At 31.9% G+C, this 13,729-nt stretch carries 4 protein-coding genes; 1 reads left to right on the top strand and 3 read right to left on the bottom strand.

What is annotated here, in order from left to right; translation table 11 throughout:
- The first annotated feature begins 311 nt into the window (after positions 1-311).
- Positions 312-2,012 (top strand): L-lactate permease, encoded by a 1,701-nt coding sequence (locus ACOZIR_RS10045; protein WP_045295045.1) that lies wholly within the window; start codon positions 312-314, stop codon positions 2,010-2,012.
- 343 nt (positions 2,013-2,355) lie between these two features.
- Here ACOZIR_RS10045 and ACOZIR_RS10040 read toward each other — a convergent pair whose 3' ends face one another.
- The 3 genes from ACOZIR_RS10040 to ACOZIR_RS10030 are packed head-to-tail and all read right to left on the bottom strand — an operon-like array spanning position 2,356 to position 13,692.
- Positions 2,356-3,078, bottom strand: coding sequence for a thioesterase II family protein (locus tag ACOZIR_RS10040; RefSeq protein ID WP_045295046.1), 723 nt, complete (start codon positions 3,076-3,078; stop codon positions 2,356-2,358).
- Positions 3,079-3,106: 28 nt separating this feature from the next.
- Positions 3,107-6,010 (bottom strand): non-ribosomal peptide synthetase, encoded by a 2,904-nt coding sequence (locus ACOZIR_RS10035; RefSeq protein ID WP_045295048.1) that lies wholly within the window; start codon positions 6,008-6,010, stop codon positions 3,107-3,109.
- On the bottom strand, positions 6,010-13,692 hold the full coding sequence (locus tag ACOZIR_RS10030; RefSeq protein ID WP_415382516.1) for an amino acid adenylation domain-containing protein: 7,683 nt from the start codon (positions 13,690-13,692) through the stop codon (positions 6,010-6,012). Before ACOZIR_RS10030 ends, ACOZIR_RS10035 begins: the two co-directional genes overlap by 1 nt.
- Positions 13,693-13,729 lie beyond the last annotated feature (37 nt).

Raw genomic sequence — 13,729 nt, 5'->3', positions numbered from 1 at the left:
AGTGCCATATATAATACGACTAAAAGTAGTAGATTAATAAGAAGAATAATTAGTAGAATAGATGGAAAGATATATTTAAAACGCTTACAATCATTAAATCACCTATTCTTGGGATTTTCAACCAATATTTTCTTCTTATCTACAAAAAAATGTCCGTTTTTTTGAAAAAAAGTTCCTTTTAGTACTTGCCTATCACAAAAGGATTAGAATATAATGTAAGCGAATTCATTTTTACATAAGTCATCAGATGACCTTATCATCGTAGTTTTGATTGTTTCGTAGTTCACTAATTTGAAAATGAGGTGTTAGTTATGACATGGACACAGCAGTTCACTCCTGTAGGAAACAGCGTCATTTGGTCTTCATTAATCGCTTTGATTCCTATTCTTTACTTCTTTTGGGCTCTGGCTATTAAACGAATGAAAGGTTATATGGCTGGAGTTACAACTTTACTGGTCGCACTTGCCGTTGCAATACTTGCTTATAAAATGCCGGCTAGCATGGCTTTTATGTCAGCTAGTCAAGGAGCCGTATACGGTATACTGCCGATTGGATGGATTATCATTACGTCTGTTTTTCTTTACAAACTAACCGTAAAAACCGGTCAGTTTGATATTATTCGTACCTCTGTCGTATCTATTACAGAAGATCGCAGACTTCAAGCTTTGTTAGTTGCTTTTTCGTTTGGGGCTTTTCTTGAAGGTGCCGCTGGTTTTGGTGCACCTGTTGCGATTTCAGCAGCTTTGCTTGTAGGGCTAGGTTTTAATCCGCTGTATGCCGCTGGCTTATGTTTATTAGCAAACACAGCACCCGTTGCTTTTGGTGCAATCGGTATTCCTATCACTGCTATGGAAGGTCCTACTGGAGTAGCGGCAATGGAAATCTCTAAAATGGTAGGCCGCCAGCTTCCTTTTATTTCTGTATTTATTCCGCTATATTTGGTTTTTGTAATGGCTGGATTTAAGAAAACATTAGAAGTACTCCCTGCTATTCTAGTATCCGGCGTCTCTTTTGCTCTTACACAGTTTGTCAGCTCTAACTTTTTAGGACCTGAACTTCCTGATATTTTATCGGCACTCGTTTCACTTTTTGCGCTCGCTATTTTCTTAAAATTCTGGAAACCAAAAACAACGTTCCGTTTTCAATCTGAAAAAGCAGCACATGAAGTAGCTTCCGCTTCAGCTGAGCCAAAAGAAACTCCAGATCAACCCGCATTCACGGGAGCTCAAATTGCAAAGGCGTGGTCACCTTTTTTAATTTTAACGATCTTTATTTCTGTATGGGGAATTCCTCAAATTAAAACCGCTTTGACAGGACATTATGAAGGAGCTAACGCTTTTTTGGGCGCTATTAATTCCATCGGACATTATTTAACGTTTATGCCAGAAGTACCTTGGTTAAATAATTTAATTTTAAATGGAAATGGAGAACCGATTGCGGCAGTGTATAAGTTAGAATTACTAGGCGCTGCCGGAACAGCTATCCTGTTGTCTGCTGTTGTCACAAAATTTATTGTCAACATCTCTTGGAAAGACTGGTTTATTACATTTAAGGAGACGTGCAAAGAATTAGCGCTGCCGCTGCTTACAATTATGTCCGTTGTTGCATTTGCTTACGTGACAAATGCTTCTGGAATGAGTACAACCTTAGGACTGCTGTTAGCTAAAACAGGCGCGTTATTTCCCTTTTTCTCTCCTGTACTCGGCTGGCTTGGTGTTTTTATTACTGGATCAGATACATCAGCCAACTTATTGTTCGGCAACTTGCAAAAAATCACGGCTACGTCTATTGGAATGGACCCGCTTCTTGCGCTTGCAGCAAACTCTTCTGGGGGAGTAACCGGTAAAATGATTTCACCGCAGTCCATCGCCGTTGCCTGTGCTGCAGTTGGGTTGGCCGGAAAAGAGTCCGATTTGCTTCGTTTTACGGTGAAGCACAGCTTATTTTTACTGCTGATTGTCTGCGTATTAACATTTTTACAATCTAATGTATTGTCGTGGATGATTCCTTAATAAGATGTATAAGAAATATTTTTAATTTTTAGATTTTCTAAAAGATATACAGGTAATTTTATTGGATAATTTGGAAATACAGCTCGATTGTATTGTTTAATTTCACTACAAATTTATATATTTCTATTCTCTATACAATGTGTTGCTGACTTTTTATATCTTAAATCTAATAATGATAAAATTGCCCTTAAAGTGTTAAGTACTGATTAACACTTTAAGGGCAATTCATCGATTAAAGAATTTTTTGTTAAAATCTCTATATCTTTTATTTACTGTGAAGTTTAAATTTAATTTCAAGTAACCATTTATAATGGTTTTACTATTTTATACCGCACAGGGCTATTTAAATAACAAGTCCAGCTTCATGATTAACCAAATAATTTCTAACAATTTTTAATACAGTATCTTGATTGTGATTCAAGTAAAAATGATCACCTTTTAAAATATACAGTTCCTTAATATGTGTAATGTATTGGTTCCAACTTTCCACACTTTCTTTTGAAACAGAATCTTCTGAGCCCAATAATAGAATTGCTTTACTATTTAACTTCTTAGGTCGCTTAGTTTCTTCATAATTTAACAACATATTCAAATCTGATTGGATAATTGGAAGAAATAAATTCATGAAATCATCTGTTTCCATAAGTTCTTCATTTGTCCCTCCCATTTTTCTCAACGATTGTTTTAACTTGTGTATGTTAGAAAAATCAATGTGCTCCAGTTTATGATTTGGAGATGATTTACTAGATAAAAATAAGTACTCTACGCTGTTATCAAATCTTTCTTCTAACTTCATCGCAATTTCATACGCTACTATTGCCCCCATACTATGTCCGAAAAAGGAAATATTTTCTAGCGAATCTATATGATATTTTTCGTTCATTTCTTCCAATAAGAGATCTGTTAATTGGGAGATATTATTACACAATAACTCACCATATTTCCGGCCATGGCCTGGATACTCCATTGGTATAACTTCAATATCCTGACTATTAAATTTCCATTCCCTGTAAAAAGAGGAACTCCCTCCAGCATACGGAAAACAAAAAAGCTTTAGTCTACTCATCTTTTTTTCTCCTTTACTAGGAAAACAATTATTTCAATATATATCTCATAAAATTTTCAATGTACTTTAAGTCGATTATCGGCATTTGTATAAATAGCTTGTCTAATTCCTCTTGGGTTTTAAATTGATGAATCTCTGATTCTTTTAATTTAGTAGATTCATCAATTAATTGTGACAAGGCACTCAGAGAATGAATTTGATCAGATTTAGTTTTTTCTTTAAGTACTTGTAACCATTCTTCCAAATTCATATTATTGTAAGAAATCTTATATTTTTCAAAGAAAGCAGTTATTAGTCGGCTTGAAATCTTTTGATTGTTATATAAGTGATAGATTCCTAGTTTATCATTTCGAGTTGTTCTGGAAACTTTATAAATAAATTCACTTACAAAATCAACAGGCATTAATTCAAAATAAATTTCGCTTTCAAAAGGTAATATTCTTTCGTCTACAAAAGATTGAAAAACTTTATATAACATATCTTTTTCGTTCCAAACCCCATTTACAGAGTTAGATGAAATTCTTCCCAAGCGGAAGATATCAATTTCTAATCCAGCATCTTTTGCTTGAAGCAGTAATTTTTCAGCAACCCATTTAGATTGACTATATCCAATCATTAAATCTGATGAATAAACTAATTTATCTTCCTCATCCCACTTTCTTTCTCCAGTTAATACAGAAAGTGTTGAGGCATAATAAATATTTTTTCGAGTGTTAGAGCACGCAAATTTAATAATTTCATTTACACCATCTACGTTTGCTATTTTCGATTTATTATACGGTTCAAAAAAATTAGTTTCGGCTCCTATATGGTAAACATGAGAGACGTCATTACTTAATTTTTCATATGTCATATTATCTAAACCAAATTGGGTTTTACTAAAGTCTCCCTCAATTACTACTATTCTGCTTTCAAATTCATCCTTCCAAAGACTGTAATTTATTAATGCATCTTTTAGTCTGTTTTTTGAAGGGAATCGAACTAAACAATAAATTTTGATATCTTCAATCTCTAACAACAATTTGTGTAATAAATGTGCACCTAAAAACCCTGTCCCACCAGTAAGCAAGATGTTTTTTTTAAACATAATTGATTGCTTGCTTATTGTTCTTATTTTCTCTCCTATAGACTCACTTAGCTTAGAGTCTTTTTCTAGAACTTCTTGCATGCTGCCTGATAATTTAGCTTCGAGGGCGCCTACGAATTTATTAACTGTATTATTTTCTAATACCATTTGTAAAGTCGCTTCTGGTAATAAAGTTTCTTTCATTACATAGACTAGTTTAGTAGCTAAAATAGAGTGACCGCCATTTTCAAAGAAGTTATCGTTTAATCCTAAATTTTTGTTTCCTAATACATTTCTCCATATTTCTAATACTTCTTTTTTCCGTCCCTCCACTTCATTAACTTCAGAGGTATTAATTTGCTTTATATTGATTTCTAATAATTTCTCTTTGTCTACTTTACCGTTATGATTAAGAGGAAAATCATTGACTTTAACAAAGAAATGAGGAATCATGTAATTGGGTAATTCGGTATTTAAATACTCTTTTATATCTTTCTCGATCCTTTTCTCATCTACTCCTAGGTATTTATAATAAACCACAATATATTTCTCATTATTAATATTTTTAACAATAACCACCGAGTTTTCAATGAGAGAATATTTATCAAGTTTCTCTTGAATTTCGTTTAGTTCAATTCTAAAACCCCGAATTTTCACTTGGCTATCTTTTCTTCCTTTGTAGAGGATGTTTCCACTACTTAACTTAATGCCGTAATCCCCCGTTTTATACCACTTCATCTGATGTAATTCATCTACAATTAAAGCTTTTTCTGTTAACTTTGGTTGATTTAAATAACCTCTCATTACCCCTTGACCACTAATATAAAGCTCACCTAATTCTCCCTCATTTACTTCAATTTTATCTTCTGATAAAATTTTTATATTAACGTTTTTTAATGGCTTTCCAATTGGAATGACGTCTATATCTATATCGTCAACTTCGTGGCAAATAGAGAATGTTGTGCATTCTGTAGGCCCGTAACCATTAATTACAGAAACATTACTAAGTGCTGTTTTTAATTTATTTACATGAGAAATAGATATTTTATCTCCACCTACTACAATTTTACTTAAACCTTTAAATATGAATGGATCTTCATCTATCATTGCATTGAACAGTCCAGTTGTAAAAAAAGCGATATCTACTTTTCCAAAAGATATTGCTTCTTTCCAATCCTCAAAAGAAGTATATTCGTTCGGCATTAAGAATAAAGTAGCACCATTTAATAGCGCTCCCCATATTTCAAAAGTAGCTGCATCAAAACAAGGATTAGAAAATTGGGCTACATTATTATTTTCATTTATTTCAAGAATTTTTGAGTTTAGTACCAAATTAACTACGCTACTTTGTTCTATCATTACACCTTTTGGATTTCCTGTCGTTCCAGAAGTGTAAATGACATATGCCAAACTATTAGGTGACGAAAGATTGACAGGAATATGTGGCATTCCGTCTAATTCACTTAAATCAAAATGTATTGGCTTAAGGCCTAGATTGCTAAAGTCCTCTTCATAGTTACCAAAGGATAAGAAAAAGTCCATACATGTATCTGAAGTTATATATTCTAATCTTTTTAATGGATACTTTCCATCTATTGGAACATAACAACAGCCAGATTTTATAATTGCAAGCATTCCTATAACAAGTTCAATGGATCTTTGAGCGGGAATTCCTATCATTGTTTCTTTTTGAATTCCTAAGCTAATAATTTTTTGAGCAAGTTTGTCAGAGAGAGTATCTAATTCTTCATAAGTCACTTTATGTACATTTGTACATAAAGCAACTTTATTTTGCTTGCCATCTATTATTTTATTAAAAGCTTCAGTTATTGACATTAATTTATCCATTGTCGTAAATTTATTCATTATAGCGCCTCAACTTTCAAGTCATTTAGTAAGTCATTAATAGTTACATTTCCATCTTTAGTAAGCTTGAAAAATAAAGTTTCCATTGAATTCATTACACGTAAGACATTATCTTCATCAAAGATATTATCTTTATAGATAGTTTTATACCGCAATTTAGAATTCACTATTGCTGCAGAGAAGGTAAGGTTAAAATTTGTTGACTCATCTCCAGCAGAATTTTCAATTGTTATGTCTGAATTCCTTTTGAATTCTGTGCTAGGATAATTTTCAAAAACAAAAATTTGTTGAAATAATTCCTTATCCCATGGAATCTGAGCATATTGCTTAATATCTGTTAATGAGCTAGATTCATAATCTCTCATTTTTAGTTGCTTATTTTGAATGTCCGCAAAGTATGAAGATAAGTTGTATTCAAAATCAACTTTCATAGAGAATGGAAGTGTATTAATTAACAATCCCACAGCTGATTCGATATGAGAAATACTAGAGTTTCTTCCAGAGCTTGTAATACCATAACATATAGCATTGCTATTATTAATATAGGAGAGAACAATTCCCCAAACACCTTGAACTATTGTATTGATGGTCACCCTATTGTTTTGGGCTACTGTTATTAACTTTTCTGTCAAAGTTTCTGATAAGCTATATTCAATAACCTGATTTAAGGCAGTAGCTTTGTCAACTGTGACCTTGTTTGCAATTGCGTTAACTTCATTTATACTCTTTAGCTCTGATTTCCAGAAAGCTGCTTCCTCATTTTTATTAATATTTTGTACATTCTTTATAAATTGTTTGTACGCACGTCGATGATGTTCTCCAGTATCTAATAAAGTAAGAGAGGAATTGTGATAACTATCTATAAAATGGCCAATAACGATCTGTAAACTCCAACCATCTATCAGAGCGTGATGATGTGTCCAAACGAATTTGTAGTGGGAATCCGATAGTTTAACTAATGTTACAGTCATAAGTGGTCCATTTTCTAAATCTATTTGCCTTTCTCTGCTTTGTAATAATAAGTTATCTACCCTTTCTTTTAACTCCTTACCTTTAATATTCTGTAGATCCATATGATTAAACACGTAATAGATATCATTAAGAATGAGTTGATAACGGTCGCCTATATGATTTCTCCTAAAGACAGACCTTAGTATTTCGTATTTTCTACAAGTGTCATTCCAGGCTCTTTCTAATTTATCAAGGTTGAGGTCACCTTTTAGATCAAAAGAGAGTTGTGAAATGTACTCCGAACTTTGAGCTATTTCACTATGGAATAACATACCCTCTTGAAGTGAAGTCACGGGATAAATGTCTTCAATATTTTTAAATCTGTTAATAAAATAATTAATAGTACTTTCATCAACTACTTTTTCCGAATCAAAATCTGCTGCGACAACAGCATCGTTTAAATTTAGCTGTCCGTTTAAGATAAGATTTAGCTTTGACTTAAATTCCTTGCAAAATAACTGGAAGTTTGTATTGTTTGTATCCCCAATGATATTTACAATAAGTTTATTGTTTACGATACTTACAACAAAATTTATTTTAGATGAAAACTTATAACTTAAATCAATATTACTACTCTCAGTATGCACTACATCTTCTAGATTATTAAATTGGCCTAGATAGTTGTAACTGATAATACTTGTAGGGTAGCTATAGTTTTGATTAGAAATATACTTAAGAACCCCAAAGTCAAACCCTTTATTTGGTACATTCCTTAATATATGTTTTGTGCTTTTCAAGGTCGATCCCAGAGATGCTTTTCCTTCAATTCTTATAGGATACATAGAGGTGAACCAACCTACCGTTCTTGTGAGATCGATGTGATCTGTAATGTTTTCTCTACCATGACCTTCCAGATCAATCCAAAAATCATTGATATTTAGTTTACTGGCAAATACACGTGCAATGACAGATAATAATAATTCGTCAATTGTTGTCTTATATTTCCTTAGTGTATTTTTAATTAGATTTTGTGTTTGAGGTACATCAACTTCTATTTTAAATATATCTTCGAAGTCGCAGTTTTCTCCTAAGTTTATTGCAGTAGGTGAAACAGGCTTATTAATTTCTTTCTCCCAATATTGAACAACTGTTTCTGATGGTTTCATGTTCCCGTATCGATTAAGCTCCTCAGACCACTTTTTGTAAGAAGTTGTTTTGAGAGGGAGGAAAAGTTCCTCGTTGTTCTTCATCTGTTGATAGCATCTTTCAAAGTCTTCGAGAAGGATTCTCCATGAAACTCCATCAACTAGAAGGTGATGAATTACCCAAAAAACTCTTACTTCTTTTTTGTCTCTGAAAAGAAGTACCTTCATCATGGGACCATTGTGTATATTCAAACTCTGTTGAGCTACATCTTCTAATTCTTTTATTCTTTTTAAATTGTTTCCTTCTTTAAGATCAGACATGTGATATTCGATACAATCAAAAGTGTTATTATAATCTCTAATATTACCAATATATAACCCATCTTGTTTTTCAAAATACGTTCGTAGAACATCATGATGATCTACTAACTTCTCAACGACTTTTTTATATTTTTCGGTTGACATTTCATTTTTCTTCATTAATACAATAGATTGATTCCAATGGTGAATATTTTTATGCTCTTCATTAAAAAACCAAGATTGAATAGGTGTTAACGGAACACAACCTACTATTTTTTCTTGTACAACCGTATTTTGTGCTTGTTCTTGAACAATGTTTGCTAATTCATGCACTGTTTGATATTCAAATATGTCTTTTGGGGTAAAGAATAATTGCTTTTCTTTTGCAGCAGAACAAATTTGAATACTAATAATTGAGTCTCCACCACAATCAAAGAAATTATCCTTTGAACCTATTAATGGATTATTTAAAACATCTCTCCAAATGTTCAAAATTTTCATTTCTATCTCAGATAATTTTTCTGCATCCAGTGAATGACTTTGAATTTTAACTTTTTCATCCCATTTAGGGAGCGCCTTTTTATCAATCTTTCCATTCGGAGTAAGAGGAAAGATGTCCAGTTTCATAAAATAAGAAGGAATCATAAAATTAGGAAGTGTCTCTCTTAATTGTTTTCTAATGACCTTTTCTGAAATATTATTATCTACCATATAGTAAGCCATAAGCCTTTTATTCCCAAACTTGTCTTGTACTACTGTTGTGAAACTATCTTTAATTCCTTCTATCTGCTGTAAAGAAATGTTAACTTCAGATAACTCTACACGGTATCCTCGTAGTTTTACTTGATCATCCGTCCTGCCAATATAAATTAATTCTCCGTCCCTATTAAATTTAACTAAATCGCCAGTTCGGTATAATCTCTCAGAAGGATTAAAGGGATTACATATAAATCGTTTATTTGTTAACTTCTCATTATTTAAATAACCTCTTGCTAACCCAATTCCTCCAATGTAAAGTTCTCCGACTGAGCCTAGTGGCACTAACTTTCTATTTTTATCTAGTATAAATACAGTAGTATTAGACAAAGGCTTTCCAATAGGAACAACAAACTCGCTCGTTTTATCTTCATTTGGCGGAAATATCTTATAACTTGTACATACCGAATATTCAGTTGGACCATAGCCGTTAAAAAAAGATATATGCTTGAATTTTGAAACTAAGTCTACTGGGCATTCTGAACCTGCAGATCCTAACACTTTAATACTTGGAAGTTCCATGATTGGAATTTCTTTCAAAATAGCGGGCGGTAAAATAATATGAGAAATCTTTTCTTTTTTTATTTGTTCCACTAGTTTATTTATATCAAATTGGTTTTTTTTATCTATACTTATATGAAGTTCAGCACCAAATAATAGGGAACTAAAAATTTCAATCACAGAAGAATCAAAATTAAAAGTAGCAAATTGCAGAACTTTAGCTGACGAATTTAAGCACATCATTTCATTTTGATTAAATACTAAGTTAATAACTCCACGATGCTCTATCATGACCCCTTTTGGTCGTCCTGTTGTTCCAGAAGTGTAGATTACATATGCTAGATTTTTACGACTTGCAATATATAGGTTTTCGCTCCTTAACATAGGGGCTTCTCTCTCAATATCCTCAAAACAGATAGCTTTAGAAGAATTAATTAATCCTTTTTCTTTTAAATTTTCGTGGGTTAAGCAATATGAAATAGACGCATCTTGAATAATATAGTTTAACCTTTCCTCTGGATAATGTGGATCTAAAGGAACATAAGCCGCTCCTGCTTTGATGATTCCTAACATCCCTGCAACCATATCAATAGACCTATTTGCATATATCCCGATTTTCTCTTCTTTGGATACTCCTTTTTTCAGTAAATACCATGCGATTTGATTGCTCATTTCATTCAATTCTTGGTATGTAATACGTTTTATACCATCAACAATAGCGATTTTAGCAGAGGATTTTTTCACAATTTTGTAAAATTCTTCTGGGATAGAAGCGTCAATTCCCTCAAATGAAATAGTTTCACCTTGCCCGTAATCCATTAAAACGTTCTCTTGGCTCTTACTTATAACGGAAATCTGATTTAATGAAAGGTCAGGTTGGATAATAATAGATTTAACCCATGATAAAAAGTTTTCACTTAACAATCGAATAGTATTTTCATTGAAAATTTCTGAATTATATTCAAAAGCACACAAAAGCTTATCTTCATATTCTTCTGCAGCCAAACTTAAATCAAATTTTGCTCCATTAGAAGTTATAACTTCAGGTTGTAACTTCACATATTCACTTTGAAATTTAGCTTTGGCATTGTTTTGTAAGATGAAAACAGTTTGGAATAAAGAGCTGTTCGCCAAAGTCCTATCAGGATTAATACCCTCTACAATTTTTTCTAAAGGCATTTGCTGATGATCATATACATCAATAATATGTTTAGTATTTCTTCTCAAAATGTCCCCAAAAGTCTCCTTAGGTTCCACTTCTAGTCTGAAAGGTAGCGTATTAACAAAATAACCAATCGATCGCTCTGTATCTTGAAGTATTCTATTTGCTAAAGAACTTCCAACAATTACATCGTTTTGACCTGTATATCTCCCTAAAAAAGATTGATACATTGTTAGCAAAGTCATAAACAAAGTTGAATTTTTTTCCAGTGATAACAATTTTAAAGCTTGAAGTTCTTTTTTATCTAATTCTACGATGAAACTATTCCCTTTATTTTGACTTTTCTTTTTTCGAACAGCATCTAAGGGAAGTTCTAATTTTGGTAGGTTTCCTCTTAAATGTCTTTTCCAAAAAAGCATTTCTTGTTCAAAATTACGTTTTAACCATTCTTTCTGTTTTAAAGAAAAGTCTTTATATTGCAAAAAATTTTTATTTGCAGAAATTTCTTCTTGATTCATTACTTTATCATAAAACGATAACCATTCATCGAAAAAGATACCTACTGACCATCCATCAAATACGAAATGGTGATGGTTAACAAATAGAATAAAATTTTCTTCCTTTAATTTAACTAGTGTAATTGATAGGAGAGGGCCTTTTTCAATCTCAAAGATCTTTAATTTTACTTCTTCTTCTATTTGGGAAATTTGATTGATTTGATCTTCTGTATTCACTTTGGATAGATCAATTTCTTTTATTTTGCAGTGTAAATTTTCTTGTATTTCTTGATAGCCTTTCCCATCTTTTTCATAAACTACGGTTCTTAAAATTTCATGTCTGTTAATTACTTGATTCAACGCTTTTTCTAGAAGGCTAATATCCACCTTTCCAGTAAGAATATATTTTTGAGGAATATTATAATTAGTTGTATTACCGTTTAGTTTTTGGTCAAACCACAAAGCCTCTTGGTTACTAGACAGAGTATAGCTTTCTGATTTAATTTCCTCAATATCACTCTCACTAGTATGCGGGATCTGATCAATGATATATTTAGACAGGGAAAGAACTGTTGAATGTTGAAAAATATCTTTGAGAGTTAGGCTATGATTAAGCTGTTTATTAAGTTTTGTCAATAATTTCATAGCTAGAAGAGAATGGCCACCCAACTCAAAAAAATCAGCATTTTTATTAACGGAACTTATGGATAATATTTCCTTAAAGGCATATTCAACAGTTGATATAACATTCTGCCCTAGTTCGTACTCATGGACTTTTTCTGGATATACTTTCAAATTCAACAAATGTAGCGTTGGATTTTCAAATAAATCTTTTAATTTCAAATTGGTATTGAGCGACTTATTTATTTTAGATATAAACTTCATAGCCATTATTGAATGGCCACCTAATTGGAAGAAGTCAGAATCCTGATGAATCTCGCTCCCTTTAAAGAATTCTTCCCATAATCTTCTAAGGTTTTCATCAATATTTACTTTAGACTTGGAAGCATCAAAGGACTCTTCATCTTTAGTGTTAATGATGTTTTTTACCATTGGGAAGTCAACTTTAATAGAAATTTCATTGATATGCTGAGCTTTTGTGATTTGTTTAGTAATCTGCATAAATGCTTCCTTTATTTTTTCTGAAAATGTATTCTCCAAGCAGCTTGGATTGAAAAATAATTTACATTTAATCGTTTCTTTATTATCTTGAGCTTGTAATGATAAAGGAAAGCTGTGTAATTCTGTTCCATCTTTTATTTCCCACTGAATAGCGGAATTTTCACTTTTAGCTTCTGGGTAATTTTCATAAACAAATAAAGATTCAAATAACGGATTTTCTTTTTTTAACTTAGTATATCTTTTGATGTCTGCCAAGGACACTTGTGAAAAATAGAGAATGTCGTTTAATGTTTTTTGTGATTGTTTTAACACTTTAACGATAGAGTCTGTATTTTTAACCTCTATTATCATTGGAAGAGTGTTAATTAATAAACCTACGATTTCCTCTACTTTTGGTAAATCGCTCGATCTACCAGAACTCACAATCCCAAATATTATTTGATCCTGATGCGAAATTTTTTTTAAGACTATCGACCATATTAGTTGTAATAAAACATTAACTGTTACATGGTTTTCGGCTGCAAAATCTCTTAAAATCTTACTTTGCTTTTTATCTATTTCCCAAAAGATATTATTCTCTCTCTGCTTTTCCTCTATTTGTGTATTAACAGGGAAAGTAATGGTTGGTTGGTCTATATGTTTAACTTTATTTTCCCAAAAATCGTTTAAATCTTCTTTCTTCATTTTATTTATAAATCGAATAAAATCGCCGTACTGTTTAGATCTTGAAATAGTCCCTTTTGAATTCTTACTTATCATTTTGTTATAAATGTCGAAAAACTCCTTGATAACAATGCTTGTACTCCATCCATCTAAAATAATATGATGGTGGGTCCAAATTATAATAAATTCACTCTCTTTAAGTTTTACTATCTGAAATTTCATTAACTTAGAGTTGTTAACTTCCATTTGCCTAGATTCAAAAGATATTCTTTGTATTTCTTTGAGCTGATCTTTTTCATTGAAGTTCGTTATATCGATGATTGCGGGTTGATAGTCGATTGTATTGAAAACAACTTGTACGCTGTTTTCAACATTTTCAGATATAACTTTCATTCTTAATGCTTCATGACGATTTACAACTTCATTCCAGGCCCTAAGTAACGTATTTGCCTCAAGCTCACCTGTTACTTTAATTTGCATCTGGGATATGTATAAGTTCTTTTTTGAATTCTCCATCTTAAGCTCATAAAGAATTCCCTCTTGAAGCGGAGTTAATGAATAGATGTTTTGTATTAATTTCTCCAATTTTATCCCTCCCGATATTGTTAATTGGATAATTGAA

Source organism: Priestia sp. D3YE.R1 (genome assembly GCF_049199565.1).
GTDB lineage: Bacteria > Bacillota > Bacilli > Bacillales > Bacillaceae_H > Priestia > Priestia aryabhattai.
This window is presented reverse-complemented; position numbering and strand designations above follow the sequence as displayed.